Source organism: Lacinutrix sp. C3R15, from assembly GCF_018860825.1.
Classification (GTDB): Bacteria; Bacteroidota; Bacteroidia; order Flavobacteriales; family Flavobacteriaceae; genus Oceanihabitans.
This window is the reverse complement of record NZ_JAHKPZ010000012.1, coordinates 494,663-514,118: the sequence shown is the minus strand read 5'-3', so window position 1 is coordinate 514,118 and position 19,456 is coordinate 494,663. Positions and strand designations below refer to the sequence as shown.

Below are 19,456 nucleotides of genomic sequence, written 5' to 3'. Positions count from 1 at the left end.
AAAAAAAACTACAGATTAATGAGAAACATAATAACCATTCTAGTACTACTTTTTTCTTTTTCAAGTATACTCGCTCAAAATATTAAAGGAAAAATAACCGATACGTTTAAGCAACCATTAGAGAATGTGTATATCTTTAATACAAGCACTAATTCGCATGCGCACTCTTTACCAAATGGAACTTTTATATTATTAAACAACAAGGTTGGTGATACCTTAAATTTAGGTTTGTTAGGTTTTAAAAAGCAAACAATAGTTATTGATAAACAACATATAGAACAAGGTTTAGAAGTGGCATTAGAGAGTAAAACACTAATGCTAGAAGAGCTTGTAATTACAGAACAATTACATCCTGTTAATACCATTACAAAAATAGATCTGGCAACAACACCAGTAAATTCATCACAAGAAATATTAAGAAAAGTTCCAGGATTAATTATTGGTCAGCATGCAGGAGGAGGTAAAGCAGAACAACTTTTTTTAAGAGGTTTTGATATAGATCATGGTACAGATATTTCTATAGTTGTTGACGGAATGCCTGTAAATATGGTATCGCATGCGCATGGTCAAGGATATAGTGATTTGCACTTTGTAATTCCAGAAACGATAAACGAAATAGATTTTGGAAAAGGACCATATTATGCAAAACAAGGCGATTTTAATACCGCAGGTTATGTAAACTTTGCAACTAAAGATTACCTTAAAGAAAGTACTATTAAACTATCTGCAGGACAATTTAACACCTTAAAAACTTTGGCTATGTTTAACTTGTTAGAAGACAAGTTAGATCAAAATGCATACCTGGCAGCAGAGTATATAGCATCAGACGGACCTTTTGAATCGCCACAAAACTTTAACCGGTTAAATCTTTTTGGTAAATATATTATCCATACACCAGATAATAATAAAATTTCATTAACTGCTTCACATTTTACCAGCCGTTGGGATGCTTCTGGGCAAATACCACAAAGAGAAGTAGATAATGGTAATATTTCACGTTTTGGTGCTATTGATGATACAGAAGGTGGTAATACACAACGTACCAACTTTAATGTAGTGTATAATAAATACATATCAGATAATACCACGCTTAAAACAAATGCTTTTTATTCGCATTATGCTTTTGAGTTGTACTCTAATTTCACCTTCTTTTTAGAAGATCCAATAAATGGAGACCAAATAAAACAAAAAGAAGACAGACATATTTTTGGTGTAAATACAGAAATTACCAAAGATTTATTTTTAGGAAACGTACCTGTAGCAGTAACTTCAGGAATAGGTTTAAGACACGATATAGTAAATGATGTAGAATTATCAAAAACCTTAAATAAAACTACTGTAATTGAAAATGTGCAGCTAGGTGACATTAATCAAACCAATTTGGATGCTTTTGTGTCTGCTGAGGTAGAACTAGGAAAATTTACAATTAATCCAGCATTACGTTTAGACTATTTTAAGTTTTTATATAACGATCAATTACAACCTAGTTTAAATACACAATCGGAAACTAAAATGATTGTTAGTCCGAAACTAAATTTTTTCTATAATGCCAAAGATAATTTACAACTATTTGTAAAATCAGGAATCGGTTTTCACTCTAATGATACTAGAGTAGTGGTAGCGCAAAGTGGGGAAGATATTTTACCACGAGCGTATGGTGTAGATGTAGGTAATGTATGGAAACCATTTTCTAAATTAGTAGTGAATTCTGCTTTATGGTATTTGTTTTCAGAACAAGAATTTGTGTATGTAGGTGATGCAGGAATTGTAGAACCTAGTGGAGAAAGCGAACGCTACGGATTAGATTTAGGATTGCGTTATCAGCTTAATGATTGGTTGTATTTTGATACAGACGCTACATTTACACATGCAAGAAGTGTAGAAGAACCTGATGGACAAGATTATATTCCATTAGCACCAGATTTTACCATGGCAGGAGGATTGTCAGTTAAAGACATAAAAGGTTTTTCTGGAGGAGTTAGATATCGTTTTATTGATGACAGACCTGCAAATGAAGATAATTCTATAGTTGCCGAAGGGTATTTTGTTACCGATTTTAATGCAAACTATAAACTATCTAAAAACCTGAATTTAGGTGTGGTAATTGAAAATATTTTTGATGTAGATTGGAATGAAACACAATTTGCAACAGAATCTAGATTACAAAATGAAGCACAATCTGTAGAAGAAATTCACTTTACTCCTGGTACGCCATTTTTTATAAAAGGAAGTATAAGCTACAGTTTTTAATAAGTTTTTTTATTGGTAAGAAAACGCTAAGTTTTGTAATAAACTAGCGTTTTTTTTGTTTAAAATTATGACTTACTGTAGTTTGTTTTAATGCTATTGGCATATTCTAATACGTGTTTTATAGTCTTGTTAGGTTCTTGTTTTCGCCAATTGACATATAGATTTATTTGTTCTTCTAATTCTATAAATTTTACATTTTGCGTATTGGCAAATTTAAAGGAATATGGTAGAATAGAAATCCCTAGTTCTTTAGAAACTAGATTTAAAATCATACCACCAAAATCAGATTCAATAACTGTTTTAGGTTCCATATCATGCTTGTTAAACAAGTTTCTTAAAAGAGTTGCAAAAAAAGTGTTTTGATGCAAACCTGATATAATAAACTTTTCGTTTTTTAATGCTCTTAGGTTTTTTATTGTTTCATTATTTAGCCAATGGTTATTGGGTACTACTAAGCAAATAGGTTCAGAGCTTATCTTTAAAGAGTTTATGTGCGCATTTTTTATTTCATCTCTATTAAAAGCAATATCTGTTTTATAATCTAGCAGTAACTTTTCGTGATTTTCATCTGTAGGCTCCATTAATTCTAATTTTAAATCGGGCATATTTGTGTTTAAAATACTTAAAAATTTAGGCAAATAACTAAAAGCAATAGAACCAGGATAAGATATAGAAACAGTGCCAGAAGTCCCTTGGTCTATTTTTTTTGCTTGTTCTTGTATATGTTCTAAATCCTTGATACTGTTAGTCCATTTTTCTTGTAAAAATTTCCCTGCATCTGTAAGCTTTACATTTCTTTTATCTCTTTCAAAAAGTTGTATTCCTATTTCATCTTCTAGAGATTGAATATGTCTTGTTAAAGAAGATTGTGCAATAAATAGCTTTTCTGCAGTTTTCCAGAAATGAAGCTCATTAGCAAGCGTTAAAAAGTATTTTATCTGTTGTGTCGTCATTATTAATGCGTTTTTTGCATTACTTAAGCTAAAATATGTATTTTATTAAAGGTGTGAAAACTATTTCTTTGTCCTGTTGTTTTAAATATGAAATAAAAAAAGCAGATTATGGGAATTCAAAATTTTATCACGTTTTTAGTAACGGCTTTGTTTTTTGTTATGACTCCAGGAATAGATACCTTATTTGTTTTAAATAAATCGATAAATCAAGGTAAAAAATCTGGTGTTTATGCTACGTTAGGTATTAATACAGGCGTGTTAACCCATACTTTTTTTGCGGCAGTAGGCTTGTCTGTTTTTATTGCTAAGTCAGCATTAGCATTTAGTATAATTCAATTTGTAGGAGCAGCTTATTTAATTTATTTAGGCGTTTTTAAACTTATAAAAAAGAATGATTTTTTAATGGAAGATAGTTTGGTTAAGACACAAAAAAAATCTAAAAATGATTTTTGGTCTGGTTTTTTTACAAATTCATTAAATCCTAAAGTTGCATTATTCTTTTTGGCATTTTTCCCACAGTTTATTCTTCCAAGTCAAATTCAAAACCCAATTCCTTTTATTTTATTAGGTGTTACTTTTGCCATAATAGGAGTTATTTGGTACATGAGCCTAAGTTTATTTGCAAGTATTTTTTCTGAAAAAATTAAGAACAATCCAACAGCAGGCGTTTGGATTAATAAAATAAGCGGAATTGCTTTTATTTTAATAGCAATACAAATGGTGCTTTCTTAAATTGTAGTAATTAGAAATTGTAGAAAATCCTGATTTTGGAAAAAACTACGACGAAATATCAAAGCAACTTCTTGGAGTTAAGGCAAATCGACTTATAATATTTTACAGAACTTTGAATGAAAATTATGTTGAGATAACAATAATATTGCACGAAAGAATGGACTTAAAGAAAAGAAAAACGGCATACAACATCGTATAAAATTAATTACTAGTTTCTAGCTTGCTTACAAAAGTCCTCACAGATTTTCTATCTGTGACTTATTTGCTAACTTTAGTTACTAAAACACAAAAGCCATCTTATTATTGATGGCTTTTGTTATTCTATTAAATTATAAATATAATGTTAATGTAAGAAATTATTTGTCACGTAAATAAGTAGTCACTACAATATCTACATCTTCCCAGGTTTTACTAACGCCATCAGCTCCTTTATGCAAATCAAAACATACTTTGTTTAAACTAGCTAAAGCATCTAAAGCATTCCAGTCTTTAATATCCATTTTACCTTTCATAGTAACACGTCTTTCATCTGTAATGCTAACTTCTAAAGGTAAGTTGTTAGTTGTTCCATTCATAGTAATAGAAGCTACGTATTTGTTGTCTGTATAATTAATAGTTCCACTAATTAACTCGGTGTCTAACATAGCACCAAAGAAAGAGGCTTTTAATTTAGCATCTCTAGTATCATCTTTAGTAAATAAACTACTTACAGGAATAGAAAAATGTAAACCATTTAAAGCTTCTTCAGCAGATGCTCCTTTTTTGTTATCAAAATTTAGCGTTGTAAATTCTCCTCCAACAGCCACTTTGTCTGTTGTTTTGTATGCCGTCCAAGTTACAGATGTTCCTTCCGGTTTAATTATAAAGGTCTTAGCAGGTGTAGCACTTTCTGTAATTGTGGTTTCAATTTCTTTTTTTTCTTCTTTACATGAAGTAAACAGTAGTGAAGTAACTACTAATAGTGTAAAAAAATTAGTTATTTTCATGATTTTGTTTTAAAAGTTTCAGTAAAGTTAAGCAGATAAAAGCGTACTAGCAAGAACAAGTTAAATTCTTAATTGTACTATTTTTCTATTTATGATATATGTCATATTTTTTAAATAATTAGTACTGTAGTTTTGTTGAAGAATTTTTTAGGTATGGCAAATTCACTAGTTAATAAATATAATGTAGCAGGACCTCGTTATACGAGTTATCCTACGGTTCCGTATTGGAATAATGATACGTTTTCATTAAAAAAATGGAAAACATCTTTACTACAAGCATTTCAAGAAAGTAATGAAGCAGAAGGTATTAGCCTCTATATTCATTTGCCATTTTGTGAAAGCTTATGTACTTTTTGTGGCTGTAATAAACGCATAACTAAAAGACATGAAGTAGAGTCACCTTATATAACAGCTGTTTTAAAAGAATGGCACTTATACTGTAATGTATTAGAAAATAAACCAAATATTAAAGAATTGCATTTAGGTGGCGGAACTCCTACTTTTTTTACTCCTGAAAATTTAACACGATTAATTAAAGGAATTGTAAATAAAGCGACTCTTGCAGAAAATTATGAGTTTAGCTTTGAAGGGCATCCAAACAATACAACTACAGCACATTTACAAACACTTTATAATTTAGGATTTAAACGTGTAAGCTTTGGTGTACAAGATTATAATGAAACCGTACAGAAAGCAATACATAGAATACAACCTTTTGAAAACGTAAAGCGTGTAACAGAAACGGCTCGTGAAATTGGTTACACCTCAATAAGTCATGATATTATTTTTGGTTTACCTTTTCAAACCGAAGCACATGTTACAGAAACCATTAACAAAACCAAATTATTAAAACCAGACAGAATTGCTTTTTATAGTTATGCACATGTACCTTGGATTAAAGGAAATGGGCAACGTGGCTATAAAGACAGTGATTTACCAACAGCAGAAAGTAAAAGAAACCAATATGAACTTGGTAAAAAAATGCTACATCAAGCTGGTTATGTAGAAATTGGTATGGATCATTTTGCATTACAAACAGACACATTATATCAAGCAACCACCAATAAGCAACTGCATAGAAACTTTATGGGTTATACAGCTTCTAAAACCAAAGTAATGATTGGACTTGGTGTCTCTTCTATAAGTGATAGCTGGTATGGTTTTGCTCAAAATGTAAAGGGATTAGAAGCATATTATCATTTAATAGAAGAAGAAATAATTCCTGTGTATCGAGGGCACATCTTAAGCACTGAAGATTTAATTATTAGAAAACATATTTTAAATTTGATGTGTCAATTAGAAACATCCTGGGAACAACCAGAAGAGTATTTTAAAGAAATACCTGATGTTTTAATAAAACTAAAAGAAATGGAACAAGATGACTTAGTTGAAATCTTGTCTAATAAAATAATAATAACAGATAAAGGAAAACCCTTTGTAAGAAATATTTGTATGGCTTTTGATTTACTTTTACAACGTAATAAACCAGAAGCTCAACTATTTTCAATGACCATTTAAAAACCAAATAACCATGAAAAAAATTATTGTACCAATAGATTTCTCTGAACATTCAGAATATGCATTAGAAACAGCAGCTGTATTTGCTAAAAAATATGATGCAGAAATATTAGCACTACATATGCTAGAACTTTCTAACGCTATTATATCTAATACAGAAAACGTACAACAAGCAGAGTCTGTTTTTTATATAAAACTAGCAGAAAAAAAGTTTACAGAGTTTTTAAATAAAGACTATTTAAAAGATCTTAAAATAACGCCAATAGTTAAGCATTTTAAAGTTTTTAGTGAAGTTAATGAAGTAGCAAAAGAACATAATGCAGATTTAATTATCATGGGTTCTCAGGGAGCAAGTGGTTTTAAAGAAGCATTAATAGGCTCTAATACAGAAAAAGTAGTAAGACACTCTAATATTCCTGTTTTAGTTATAAAAGAAAACCCAATATTAACCGATTTTGAAAATGTTGTTTTTGCTTCAGATTTTTCTCAAGATGCTATAAAACCATACTTAAATGCTACTAAAATGTTTAATGGTTTAGATGCTAAAATGCATTTAGTGTATGTAAATCTTCCAGATAATCGTTTTAAAAGTTCTGCTGAAATGGAAAAAAGAGTAGCAGACTTTTTAAAAGCTGCAGATGGTAATATAGATAAAATGAAAAACGTTGCTTATATAAGTGATTATAGTATAGAAAAAGGTATTTTAAACTATTCTAATATTATTGGAGCAGATTTAGTTGCTGTTGCAACACATGGTAGAACAGGATTAGCTCACTTTTTTGAAGGTAGTGTTTCTGAAGATATAGCAAATCATTCTACTTTACCAGTGATGACATTTAAAATATAATATTCCTTTACCTTTTGTTAATTAGTTAATTTTAAAGTGAAAAAAGCTGGATACTATCCAGCTTTTTTTGTTTTACACACAGTATGGTTATTTTTTGTTCAAAAATTTGTATATTGTATGTGTAAATTGTTGAAAATGAAGATTATAAGAAAAATAAGTTTGCTGTGTTTGCTTGCTTTTTTTATTGGCTGTGCAGGTAAAGAAGAGAAGGAAAAAGAAGGCTTTACCTATCAAAAGAAAGTAACTACAGAACAAAAGACAACACCAGAGGCTGAAAAAATTCCTGCTTCAAAAAAAATAGATTTAGAAAACAAAGGTGTTGGTCCAATTTCAGCTGTGACATTAGGTGCTGAGGTAGATCAAAAAAAGGCTTTACAGGGAGCAGAAGTGTACAAAAAAATGTGTACTGCTTGCCATAGAATAGATAAAAAATTTATTGGTCCGGCACCAAAAGGAATTTTAGAGCGTCGTACACCAGAATGGGTAATGAATATGATTTTAAACCCAGAACAAATGGTAAAAGAAGATCCATTAGCAAAAGAATTATTAATGGAGTTTAATGGCTCACCAATGGCAAATCAAAACTTATCAAAAGAAGATGCTAGAGCAGTTTTAGAATATTTTAGAACGCTATAGTAGTATAGTAGAGCATGAAACTACTTGTAAGCAGAAATGAGATGTAGTAAAAATAGCCTAATATGAAAAATTTAAAATTAATCTTTGTTGTGAGTTTAGTTGTTATGTTTTTTTCATGTAGTGATAATGATACAACACAATCTCTCGAAGAAACATTATCAGGAAATAATGCATTGCTTCATCTTATTTTAGAATATGAGGACACCGATTATGACACAAGCATCTCCAATGCTACTGTTTCTAACAACACAGAATTTCCTTTTTTAGCCCAGCAGGTAACTGTAAAATATTTTGAAATATCACAAAACGCAACTACTAATATAAGTGTCGAGCAAACTTTTAACATTGCCAATAGCCCTTTTAATATTTTGGTTACCGCAGCAAACGGAACTAGCAGGAATTATTCTTTAATACTAACAAAAGATGAAGGATTAGCAATAAGCCCAAATGAGAACATTGAAAATGGCAGTTCTTATACAATTCAAAGTTCTAATGTGTATGTAGATGCAGCACAGCTAACACAAGATTTTGATAGGTTTCATTTTACTGCCTATGCAGATTTTAATAATGACGGTAATACCGATGTGCTTATCGCTAGCGGTCTATTCCAAACTTTTGAATATTCCCCTATAACATTGTTTCTAGGAGACGGTAATGGGGTTAATGCCAATTATTGTGAATGTGGAGGTTCTTGCTCTAATTATTCCTGTTCTAGTTTTACAGAAATGCCTAATATACTTCCTAGTGGTTATGAAGGATTGCAGCACCCTAGAAAAATATTAACAGGAGATTATAATGGCGATAACCTTATAGATGCCTTTATTATAGCCACCGGATATGATGCCTACCCGTTTCCTGGTGAATCCCCTGTACTACTTTTAAATAATGGAAATGGTTTTAATTATGAAAAGTTAACCAATATTTCTGGTTTCTACCACGGAGGCTCCTCGGCAGATTTTGATAACGATGGGGATATAGACATATTTATTGTAGGAGTACCTAGTACAGAAGAGTCCTTGTTTTTAATTAATGATGGTTTTGGAAACTTTACAACAACAACACAATATATTGATTCTGAGTTTCATCAAGATACACGATATTACACATCAGAGTTTATTGATATTAATTCAGACGGTTACATCGATCTGTTATTAGCGGGTCATGAACACGAAGGAGCAGATACCTTAATTTTGTTGGGAAATAGTTCTGGTAAATACTATAAGGATTTAAGCAGTACTATTCCAGAAGTAAGTGGTTTTAATATTGTTGTAGATATTGATGCCATAGACATAGATAATGATGGTGATCGGGATTTAATTTTAAACCGTGTAGATTCTAATAACTTTTACCAAAACTATTACTTACAAGTTGTAGAAAATGAAGGGAACACTAATTTTTCTGATATTACCAATACTTCTATTAGTAATAACACGGGAGCAAACTGGTATCCTTGGTTGCATGTTCAAGACTTAAATAATGACGGCAATGCAGATGTATACCTTGAATCTGACCATGTGAATAATTTAAAATGGATAGGGGATGGAAATGGTATTTTATACTAAAATTTATTAATCAATCTTATTTACTTATTATAGTTATCTATAGATAGCTTACTATAAAGTTTATATTCCCTTTATTTGAAAAACCAGAAGCGTATTGCTATATAATTATTTGCCTTTTAGTTTTGTTAAAAACATACCCTTATGGGTGCAGTATTAGTATGGGTTTGCTAACTTTAGAAATATTAATCTTAGTGTTTGCTTTAGAAAAAAAATGATCTAAAAAGCCTTCATTTTTAACAAATAAAGACAGAAAATCAATAGTATTTGTTTGCATATAGCTAGATAAAGCAAAATCCATTGGTACATTATTTACTACATGATATTTACAGTCAAGAAGGGCTAAGTTTTCTATATCTTGACTTTCAATATCTGTGTTTTCATTATTCGGATTAACTCTTAAAGCATGCAGATGTAATTTAAAAATTTCTATAAAATCTATTAAGTCTATAAATTGTTTTCCATCTATAGCATCTTTAGGGTCTAATGGTAATAACAATTCTTTAATTGGAGTAAATTCGTGGTTTTCTGGAATAATTAATGTTTTGCAGTTTATCTTTCTAATTACATGTACTGTATTACTGCCTAAAATTACTTCTTTTGTTCCTGAAGCACCATTGGTACCCATTACTAAATAATCTATTTTATTCTTTTTTATTGCTTGTTTAATGGCATCTATAAATACATCAAAATCAATATGAGTTTCAAACTTATGCTTTTTATTAGGAAAGTTTTCTTGCAGTTCTTCTTTTAGATTATTCAGGTTTTCCCTAGGTTCTTTTGTTATAGAATCAAATACACTTTCTTTGGGTGCTTGCATTAAATCATCTGAGGTGAAACTTCCTATTTTATGTACATGCATTAAATGAAATATGCATTTTTCGTTTTTAAATAAATGCAACGCATAATGTATTGCGTTTTTAGCATTATCAGAAAAATCTGTTAGAAGGAGTATGTTTTTCATGGTATTAACAATTTAACTTTAAAGTTATATAAAATACACATATCATTATATGATATAAATCAGTTAGTTATATAAAAAAATAAACCTTATAACATTTATATGTGATGCTCTAGGGTTTATTTTAAAAAACTCTAGATGATGATTGCCATGAACACGACAAAGATTATTTAAATACTGACGAAGTGCAGGTATTTTTTCTTCTACATATCTATGGTGCTTTTTTATAATATATTTTGATACATCTAGAGATCAAAATTTAATCTATATTTTGACCTGTTTTAGAAAGTATAACGGTTTCTAATCCTTCTATACTTCGGTTTCCATTACAGTAGCATTTTTTTTATGTCTTTAAAAATGTCATTCCTGTTTTAATATCTAAGGCAAGTTCTTCAAGGTTAGTGTTTTCTAGCATGGTTTTTAGTTCGTTTCTAATTAACTTAAATTTATCATGTAGAGGACAAGGATGGTTTTCATTACATTTTTCTAGACCTAAACCACAACCACTGTATATTTTTTTACCATCAATAGCTTCTACTATTTGTGAAAGTTTAATAGAGGCAATTTCATCTTTATTAATTTCAAATCCACCATAAGCTCCTTTTACAGAATTTATTATTTGATTTCTTACAAGTGCTTGTAAAATTTTTGCAGTAAATGCTTGTGGCGAATTTATTTCTGCAGATATCTCTTTAGGTGAAACACGTCTGCCTTCGCGCGAATTTTTCGCTATAAAAATAGAGGGTCTTATACCATACTCACAAGCTTTTGAAAACATATTACTTTTTTACTCTTTTACAAAAATAGGGCTTTGTTTTAATTAGGATAAACTTATCTTAATTAAGATGTAAAATTATATAACCATTAAAAACACAGTTGAAAACTATAAAATAATAAAAATTTTTCAACTGTATTTAAAGTGGCAATATAGTTTACTTTTAAGCAATTATAATATGTTTTGATTTAAAATTGCTCAATTAAATAATTTATTAAATCTGTAGTAGTAACAATACCAACTAAAGTATTATTATCTACAACTGGTAAGGCATGAAATTCTTTTTTAGCTAGTATTTCTGCAACTTCTTTTATCGTTGTATCAGAACTAACATGTGTTATATTTTTTGCCATTACCTGCTCAATAGTAAACATGTTATATACCACAGTGTCTACTTCTTTTTCGTCTTCATCTATAGCGTCTGCAAAACTAATTCGTAATAAATCGGTATAACTAAGGATACCAATAATTTTTTCTCCACTTACTACTGGTATATGACGAATATTATTTTTTTTAAATAATTTTTCGGCTACTTCTAAATCGTCTGAGTGATTAAGAGTAATCACATCTTTTGTCATAATAGCTGAAACAGGTGTTCTTTTTTTCATAATTGTTGGTTTTAAATTCTTACTGTAAGGTAGCTTAAAACCTTAAAATTAAATATGATAAATGTCAGCTTACAGTATTAATCTAAAAGTTACACAATTTCTTTAGCAAAAGATTCACAGGTTTTTAAGGTGTCTTTAATATCTAAAATAGTAGTTCTTGGGTTTATTAAACACATTCTTAAAACTACCTGGTTTTGCAAAATGGTGGTTACTAATAATGCTTCTCTGGAGTCTACCATTTTTTTAGATATTTTTTGGTTGATGGCATCTAGTTGTTTTTCAGTGTATTTGGTGCCAATAGGGTTATATCTAAAGTTTATTACCGCAAGTGTAGCAGGAGAAATTACTTCCCAATTAGCACTTTTACGTAAATAAGCTTCTGTTTCTTCTGCTAAATTTATAGAATAGGAAATAGCTTTTTTAAATGCAGAAAGCCCAAAGGTTTTCATGGACATATAAAATTTTAAAGCTCTAAAACGTCGTGTTAATTGAATACCGTGATCATAAAAATTAATTTCAGAGGTATTACCTTCAATATCTCTTAAATACTCTGGTTTTTCACTAAAAGTTTGGCTTAACCATTTATGATTTCTTACTAATAAGCAACCCATTTCATAAGGCTGAAATAACCATTTATGTGGATCTATAGTAAGTGAATCTGCTTTTTCAATTCCTTTTAATAATTGGTTTCCTTTTTTAGATAAGATTGCAGCTCCACCATAAGCACCATCAATATGAAACCAAAGTTTTTCGGTTTTACAAATTTTAGCAATTTCGGTTAAAGGGTCTACAGTTCCTGTATTTGTAGTTCCTGCAGAAGCGATGATACAAAAGGGTTGTAAGCCTTCTAACCTGTCTTTTGCAATGGCATTTTTAAGTTTGTTAATAGCCATTTTAAACTCTATGTCTGTAGGTATAATACGTACTTGTTCTTTTTTAAATCCTAAAACGCGAATAGCTTTAATATTAGAAGAGTGTGCTTGGTCTGATAGGTATATAATGGCTTTAGAAAAATCATCGCCACAACGCTGTCTACGTGCAGTTACCAATGCGGTAAGGTTTGCCATAGAGCCTCCACTAGTGAAAATTCCTCCTCCTTTTTTTGTAGGAAATTTAAATAGCTTTAATAACCAGTTCATGGTTACAATTTCTAGTTCTGCTGCTGCAGGTGATGCTGCCCAACCACCAGAAAAAACATTAAATCCTGTAGCTAACGTGTCTGCCATAACACTAACATAATTACTAGGTCCAGGAACAAAAGAATATGATTTTGGATGCGTTACTATATTACTATTAGGTAGCACTTTTTCTGTAACAAAGTCTAATACTTCTTTATAGTTAGTAGCTTCTTCTGGTGCTTCCATTTTAAAAAGCAAATCCATTTCTTCTCTTGAAGCTAGTGCTACTGGTTTTTTTGTGTTTTCGGTATCAAAATGTGCTACAATGGTATCAATAACTTGATAACCATATTCTCTCATTTCTTCTTTACTTAATTGCAGTTTATGCGAATTGTCCATTTTTAGCTTTTTTAGTTTTAATAGCTATAGGAAGTATTATTTAAAAAAGAAGCAGTAGTTTAGTGACACTCTATGGCACTAGATGCAGTTTCAATAATTGGAGCAGGAGAGAGGTAAGGAATACCTAATCCTAATCCACGAAGTATAAATAATAATCCTATAATGACCACAAAAATAGGAATCGCTTTTTGAATTCGTTGCTTCATTTTAGAATTTAAAAATTTACCTAAGTAAATAGCTGATGTCATTAATGGTATGGTACCTAAACCAAATAAGACCATATATAAACTAGATTGCCATGCATTTTGCATTGCTAATGATGCAAAAACAGCCATATATACTAAGCCACAAGGTAAAAAGCCATTTAAAAAACCAATGGTTAAAAAGGTGTCTGCAGTTTTCTTTTTTAAAGCTTTACCTAAGGAGGACTTTACTTTAGAAATAGTTTTATAGAGTGGTTTTGAAAAATTGTATTTGTTAAAGATTTTTACAGGAATTAAAACTACTACAATCATTAAAATACCAATTATTATAGAGAGTTGTTGCTGTAAGCCAAAAATGTATAGACTTTTTCCTACCAGACCAAAGAATAAGCCAATAAGTGCGTAGGCTAATAATCTGCCAATATGATAACTGGTAATTTGAAAAACTTTTTTTAAGGAGTTACTCCTGTCTACAGGTAACATAAAGGCAATAGGACCACACATACCAACGCAGTGAAAACTTCCTAGTAATCCAAATATGAGTGCAGACCAAAGCATGTAGTAACCGTTTAAATTTTGTTTGGTCTAGTATAGTTAAGACCATGTATTATAAAGACCTCTTAAGTTGGTTAGAGGTAATTGTACCATTTAATAGCTAATTTCCTTTTTGTAGAGATAGTTTTTTCCGTTATATTGCCAATCAACATTAATGTTCCAGCGACCATCTAACAAACGTTTGTCAGGTATGAGCAAATTATGGTTTGATAGAGAAATAGGCATTTCAAAATCAAATTGTTTATTAGATGGTCTATATAGGAACACTTTTCCTGTTATGTTATTAATTGAAAGGTTCTCAGGAAATATAATTACTAAACCTTCTTCTGTTTTTTTATACGTTATGTTTTCTACTAAGGTTTTAGCATTGGTTTCTTTATCTATGTCTTTTTGAAACTGTAGTTCTTGTTTATAATAATCTTCAACTACTAAATCATGGTCATATTTATTATTAGTCATCATAGTAATAATAAAGTACATGATAAAGCTAATAAAAACGATAAATGCAATAACGATTCCTGTTCCCCAATTTATTTTCATCTTTTTTCTTTCCACAAAAGTGGCGCTCTCTTTTTAATTAGTATTCTTCTTGAATGCAAGAAATTTAAATATTACAAGGGTTTTTACTTTACAAATTTGGTTGTTTAGTTATAACTTCTAGGTCCTAAAAAGTTTACACTTGTATTATCAATTAGTTTATCACCACTATACACATCTATCATGAGCTTGTTTTTGTCTCCTTTTAGTTGGCTTTTATCTATTTCAATAAATAAGGTTCCTTCTGCAATACCTTGAGCAGGAACTATAAAGTTATCTGTGGTTGAAACTAGTTTTATTTCTCCTTTATATTTTCTAAGTTTAAAGTTAATGTTTTCAATTTCTTGAGTTGTTTTATTCACTAACTTATAGGTAAAAACGTTACTTATTATGGTTTCGCCTTTGTGTTCATATAATTGTCCTGGTAGTCTTAGTACTCTTGCTTCTACATCATTTCTTAAAAGTAACATACCGCTTAAAACACCAATAAGTATTACAAGTACAGCTATGTACCCTTTCATTCTAGCTGTTAGCTTGAATTTTTCTCCTTTTTCTATTTCGTCTTCACTAGCATAACGAATTAAGCCTTTTGGAAGATTAATGCTTTCCATAATATGATCACACTCATCAATACAAGCAGTACAGTTTACACATTCTAATTGTGTTCCATTTCTTATATCAATTCCTGTAGGGCATACATGTACACATTGTAAGCAATCTATACAGTCACCATGACCAAGTTCTTGTCTGTCTTCATTTTTTCTGAATTTTTTTCTTCCATTTTCACCTTCTCCTCTTACATGATCATAGGCAACAATAATAGATTTATTATCTAAAAGCACACCTTGTAATCTACCGTAAGGACAAGCAATGATACATACTTGTTCTCTAAACCAAGCAAAAACAAAATAGAAAACTGCTGTAAAGATTAATAAAGGAAATAGGGTTCCTAAATGTTTAAAAGGACCATCTGTGATATAGTTTAAAAGTTTATCACTACCTATTAAATAGGCTAAAAACACATTAGCTATTACAAAAGAAATGACTAAAAAGATAAACCATTTTAACAGACGTTTTTTTATTTTTTCGGCATCCCATTTTTGATTGTCTAATTTACGTTGTTTATTTCTGTCTCCATCAATCCAGTATTCAATTCTACGAAAAACCATTTCTAAGAATATGGTTTGCGGACAAATCCAACCGCAAAAAATACGTCCAAACCCAACCGTAAATAGCGCGACAAAAATAACACCAATAATCATAGATATTACAAAGAGGTGAAAGTCTTGTGGCCAAAAAGGAAATCCAAAAATATTAAAACGACGTTCTAATATATTAAACATTAAAAACTGGTTACCATTAATTTTAATGAAGGGAGCAGCAATAAGAAAAGCTAATAAGATATAACTTACTATTTTACGCTTTTCATAAAATTTACCGCTTGGTTTTTTTGGGTATACCCAAGCTCGTTTTCCTTCTTCATTTATGGTTCCAATACTGTCTCTAAATGATTCGTTTTCTGGAGTTTCCAAAATATTTATTCTTTAGGTTCTTATTCTTGAGTTTCTTCCCAAATATCACCTTCTGCTGCTTTTGGCTCTGCAGGAGTTGTACCTTGAAATTGTAATACGTAACTAGCTACTTGGTTAATTTCTGATGGTTTTAAACTTTGTTTCCAGGCAATCATTCCTTTTCCGTCACGACCACCTTCTGTAATGGTTTTAAAAACATTTTTAATTCCACCACCTAAAATCCAATGGTTATCTGTTAGGTTAGGACCAATTCCACCACCACCATCTGCTTTATGACAAGCGACACAGTTGGTTTCAAAAATTTTCTTTCCGTTTGTTAAGTCTGCAGCATCTGTTAATACTTCTACAGTATTAAAATCAACTAAGTCTTTAGCAGTTTTTTTGTATTCTTCTAAATCAATTTTAGCTTGTGCATATTCTTGTTCTAATTCTTGGTATTGGTTTTCGCCATTGAATACATGAAATTTAAGTAAGTAGATAGCAGCAAAAACTATAGAAATATAAAAACTATATACCCACCATGGTGGTAAGTTGTTATCTAGTTCTTTAATACCATCATAATTATGGTCTAAAATGATTTCGTGTTCTTCTTGTATCGGTTTAGCTCCTAATAATTTAATATAGGTTTCTTCTAACCAGATAATAAATTTAGGTTTTTTTGCTTCATTAGAAGCGGTATATCTAGCTTTTGCTTCTTCGTCTAAACTTTGATACAGTATGTTGGCCATGGAGCCTACAATAGCCTCTGTAGATATAAGTATAACTAATACTAATAATAAGAATAGCATAATTATAGGTTGCTCAATAAATGCAGGTTTACTACCAGAGTCTACAAAATACTCTACTAGCCCGAATATGATAAAGAATATAACAGGTACTCTTATCCAAGATGGTATAAAATTTTTCATTTTTCTGTTTGGTTTTGGTTGTCGTTTTCTAATGGAATGTTACTTACTGCTTGTATATACTCTTTTTTTGCTGTAAAAACCCACAAAAAAAGAACTACAAAAAAGCCAAAGAAAATTAATAAGGATATGATTGGATATACTTCAATTCCAGAAATACTGTCCATATAATTTTTTACAAATTTTAACATAATTCTAGTTTTGAGCTGTTTCTATATCTTTTACTTTAATATCTGTACCTAAGCGTTGTAAATAAGCAATAAGTGCAACTATTTCACGATTACGCATTTCAACAAATTCTTGGCCTCCAGCAGCTTTGTCTGCTTCATAGGTTTGCGCAAAATCAGGATCTGCATATAGGTTTTTTTCAATTTTAGTACCTTGTTCTAGCATTGCTTTTTGTGCATTTGCTATTTCTTCTTCGGTATAAGGGACTCCTAATTGAACCATGGCTTTCATTTTTGCTTCTGTCATAGATTTGTCTAATTCATCTTTAACAATCCATTTATAAGATGGCATGATAGAACCAGAAGAAGTACTTTGCGGATCATACATATGGTTTAGGTGCCAGTTATCGGAGTATTTTCCTCCTACACGATGTAAATCTGGTCCTGTACGTTTACTTCCCCATAAGAATGGATGGTCATATACAAATTCTCCCGCTTTTGAATATTCTCCGTAACGTTCTACTTCACTTCTAAAAGGTCTTACCATTTGTGAGTGGCAACTAACACAACCTTCACGAATGTAAATATCACGTCCTTCTAATTCTAGAGGAGTATATGGTTTTACACTAGCAATAGTTGGTATATTAGATTTAACCATAATGGTTGGTACTATTTGTACAATACCACCAATTAAAATAGCAATGGTTGCACCAATAGTTAATTTAATTGGTTTACGCTCTAACCAAGTGTGCCATCCTTCACCAGCAACACGTCTTTTAGATACATGTTGTAATGCAGGAGCTTCGGCTAATTCATCTGTAACTTTACTACCATTTTTAATAGTAACCACTACATTATAAACAAGAATAAACATACCTGCTATATATAATGTACCACCAATTGCACGCATCCAGTACATAGGCATAATTTCGGTAACGGTTTCTAAGAAGTTACCATAAACTAATGTACCATCTGGATTAAATTGTTTCCACATACTAGCTTGTGTAAATCCAGCAACATACATTGGTAAAGTATACATTATGATACCTAATGTACCAACCCAGAAATGTAGATTTGCTAAACCAGTAGAGAATAATTTAGTTTTAAATAATTTAGGAACCAGGTAATAAATCATACCAAAGGTTAAGAACCCATTCCATGCTAAAGCACCAACGTGTACGTGTGCAATAATCCAATCGGTAAAGTGACCAATTGCATTTACATTTTTAAGAGAAAGCATTGGGCCTTCAAAAGTAGCCATACCATAACCAGTAATTGCTACAACCATAAATTTTAAAACAGGATCTGTACGCACTTTATCCCAAGCACCACGAAGTGTTAATAATCCGTTTATCATTCCTCCCCAAGAAGGCATTAATAACATAATAGAAAAAGCAGTACCTAAACTTTGTGCCCATTCTGGTAAAGCAGTGTATAATAAGTGGTGAGGTCCTGCCCAAATGTATATAAAAATTAAAGACCAAAAGTGAACTATAGATAGTCTATAAGAGTATACAGGTCTGTTAGCAGCTTTAGGTACAAAATAGTACATTAAACCTAAAAAAGGTGTTGTTAAAAAGAATGCTACAGCGTTATGACCATACCACCATTGTACTAAAGCATCTTGAACTCCTGCATATACAGAATAACTTTTCATTGCACTTATAGGTAGCTCTAAATTATTAAAGATATGAAGTACAGCAACGGTTACAAATGTTGCGATATAAAACCAAATTGCTACATATAAATGACGTTGTCTTCTTTTAAGCATGGTACCAATAAGGTTAATACCAAAAGCTACCCAAATAACAGCAATAGCAATATCAAAAGGCCATTCTAATTCGGCATATTCTTTTGTTGTTGTATACCCTAAAGGTAATGTAATAGCAGCACCAACAATAATGGCTTGCCAACCCCAAAAGTTGATTTTACTTAATAGGTCACTGTACATTCTTGCTTTAAGTAAACGTTGTGTAGAATAATACACACCTGCAAAAATAGCATTACCAACAAAGGCAAAAATTACAGCATTGGTATGTAATGGTCTTAAACGACCAAAACTTAGCCACGAAATACCTTCAGTATAATTTGGGAAAATGAAAAAATATGCCAGCATTAAGCCAACAGCCATTCCTACAACTCCCCAAAAAATGGTAGCGTAAAGGAAATTTTTAACGATTTTGTTATCGTAATAAAATTGTTGTACTTCCATAAT

The 19,456-nt window shown here is 30.8% G+C and carries 18 protein-coding genes and 1 pseudogene; 6 read left to right on the top strand and 13 right to left on the bottom strand.

Annotation, left to right across the window (positions count from 1 at the left end; all coding sequences use genetic code 11):
* Window positions 1-18 precede the first annotated feature (18 nt).
* On the top strand, window positions 19-2,250 hold the full coding sequence (locus KO494_RS05245) for a TonB-dependent receptor domain-containing protein (protein WP_215966550.1): 2,232 nt from the start codon (window positions 19-21) through the stop codon (window positions 2,248-2,250).
* A 65-nt stretch (window positions 2,251-2,315) separates the two neighbouring features.
* Here KO494_RS05245 and KO494_RS05240 read toward each other — a convergent pair whose 3' ends face one another.
* A complete protein-coding gene (locus KO494_RS05240; RefSeq protein ID WP_215966549.1) occupies window positions 2,316-3,203 on the bottom strand; it encodes a LysR substrate-binding domain-containing protein in 888 nt (295 codons plus the stop codon).
* 108 nt (window positions 3,204-3,311) lie between these two features.
* Here KO494_RS05240 and KO494_RS05235 point away from each other — a divergent pair, with 108 nt between their 5' ends.
* The gene (locus KO494_RS05235; RefSeq protein WP_215966548.1) at window positions 3,312-3,935 is read left to right on the top strand and encodes a LysE family translocator; all 624 of its coding nucleotides are present in this window, start codon (window positions 3,312-3,314) and stop codon (window positions 3,933-3,935) included.
* Between the two features lie 356 nt (window positions 3,936-4,291).
* Here the strand turns inward: KO494_RS05235 and KO494_RS05230 are convergent, their stop codons facing one another.
* Complete coding sequence (locus KO494_RS05230; protein WP_215966547.1) at window positions 4,292-4,921, bottom strand: YceI family protein; 630 nt, start codon at window positions 4,919-4,921, stop codon at window positions 4,292-4,294.
* Between the two features lie 153 nt (window positions 4,922-5,074).
* On the opposite strand from KO494_RS05230, the gene hemN reads away from it, so the two are divergent.
* From hemN to KO494_RS05210, 4 genes are all read left to right on the top strand, one after another.
* Entirely contained in the window at window positions 5,075-6,439 is a 1,365-nt protein-coding gene (hemN, locus tag KO494_RS05225; protein WP_215966546.1) for an oxygen-independent coproporphyrinogen III oxidase, read from the top strand.
* Between the two features lie 13 nt (window positions 6,440-6,452).
* Window positions 6,453-7,286: a universal stress protein gene (locus KO494_RS05220; protein ID WP_215966545.1), complete on the top strand. Its 834-nt coding sequence runs from the start codon at window positions 6,453-6,455 to the stop codon at window positions 7,284-7,286.
* 135 nt (window positions 7,287-7,421) lie between these two features.
* Window positions 7,422-7,922, top strand: coding sequence for a cytochrome c (locus KO494_RS05215; protein WP_215966544.1), 501 nt, complete (start codon window positions 7,422-7,424; stop codon window positions 7,920-7,922).
* Between the two features lie 62 nt (window positions 7,923-7,984).
* Window positions 7,985-9,484, top strand: coding sequence for a VCBS repeat-containing protein (locus KO494_RS05210; protein ID WP_215966543.1), 1,500 nt, complete (start codon window positions 7,985-7,987; stop codon window positions 9,482-9,484).
* A gap of 139 nt (window positions 9,485-9,623) precedes the next feature.
* On the opposite strand, the gene KO494_RS05205 is transcribed toward KO494_RS05210, so the two are convergent.
* The 11 genes and pseudogenes from KO494_RS05205 to ccoN all read right to left on the bottom strand — a co-directional run bounded on the left by KO494_RS05205 (window position 9,624) and on the right by ccoN (window position 19,453).
* On the bottom strand, window positions 9,624-10,445 hold the full coding sequence (locus KO494_RS05205; RefSeq protein ID WP_215966542.1) for a universal stress protein: 822 nt from the start codon (window positions 10,443-10,445) through the stop codon (window positions 9,624-9,626).
* A gap of 114 nt (window positions 10,446-10,559) precedes the next feature.
* Window positions 10,560-10,685 (bottom strand): annotated as a pseudogene (locus KO494_RS16100) (iron-sulfur cluster repair di-iron protein); the annotation flags it as partial.
* 100 nt (window positions 10,686-10,785) lie between these two features.
* Complete coding sequence (locus KO494_RS05200; RefSeq protein WP_215966541.1) at window positions 10,786-11,220, bottom strand: Rrf2 family transcriptional regulator; 435 nt, start codon at window positions 11,218-11,220, stop codon at window positions 10,786-10,788.
* A gap of 185 nt (window positions 11,221-11,405) precedes the next feature.
* Complete coding sequence (locus tag KO494_RS05195; RefSeq protein ID WP_215966540.1) at window positions 11,406-11,825, bottom strand: CBS domain-containing protein; 420 nt, start codon at window positions 11,823-11,825, stop codon at window positions 11,406-11,408.
* A gap of 89 nt (window positions 11,826-11,914) precedes the next feature.
* Window positions 11,915-13,342 (bottom strand): aspartate aminotransferase family protein, encoded by a 1,428-nt coding sequence (locus KO494_RS05190; RefSeq protein ID WP_215966539.1) that lies wholly within the window; start codon window positions 13,340-13,342, stop codon window positions 11,915-11,917.
* Between the two features lie 59 nt (window positions 13,343-13,401).
* Entirely contained in the window at window positions 13,402-14,103 is a 702-nt protein-coding gene (locus tag KO494_RS05185) for a sulfite exporter TauE/SafE family protein (RefSeq protein WP_215966538.1), read from the bottom strand.
* 90 nt (window positions 14,104-14,193) lie between these two features.
* The gene (locus tag KO494_RS05180) at window positions 14,194-14,640 is read right to left on the bottom strand and encodes a FixH family protein (RefSeq protein ID WP_215966537.1); all 447 of its coding nucleotides are present in this window, start codon (window positions 14,638-14,640) and stop codon (window positions 14,194-14,196) included.
* Window positions 14,641-14,744: 104 nt separating this feature from the next.
* Complete coding sequence (ccoG, locus tag KO494_RS05175; protein WP_215966536.1) at window positions 14,745-16,169, bottom strand: cytochrome c oxidase accessory protein CcoG; 1,425 nt, start codon at window positions 16,167-16,169, stop codon at window positions 14,745-14,747.
* Between the two features lie 20 nt (window positions 16,170-16,189).
* The gene (locus KO494_RS05170) at window positions 16,190-17,077 is read right to left on the bottom strand and encodes a cbb3-type cytochrome c oxidase N-terminal domain-containing protein (protein ID WP_215966535.1); all 888 of its coding nucleotides are present in this window, start codon (window positions 17,075-17,077) and stop codon (window positions 16,190-16,192) included.
* Complete coding sequence (locus tag KO494_RS05165) at window positions 17,074-17,265, bottom strand: CcoQ/FixQ family Cbb3-type cytochrome c oxidase assembly chaperone (protein WP_215966534.1); 192 nt, start codon at window positions 17,263-17,265, stop codon at window positions 17,074-17,076. Before KO494_RS05165 ends, KO494_RS05170 begins: the two co-directional genes overlap by 4 nt.
* 4 nt (window positions 17,266-17,269) lie before the next feature.
* The gene (gene ccoN, locus KO494_RS05160) at window positions 17,270-19,453 is read right to left on the bottom strand and encodes a cytochrome-c oxidase, cbb3-type subunit I (RefSeq protein WP_215966533.1); all 2,184 of its coding nucleotides are present in this window, start codon (window positions 19,451-19,453) and stop codon (window positions 17,270-17,272) included.
* Between the last annotated feature and the right edge of the window lie 3 nt (window positions 19,454-19,456).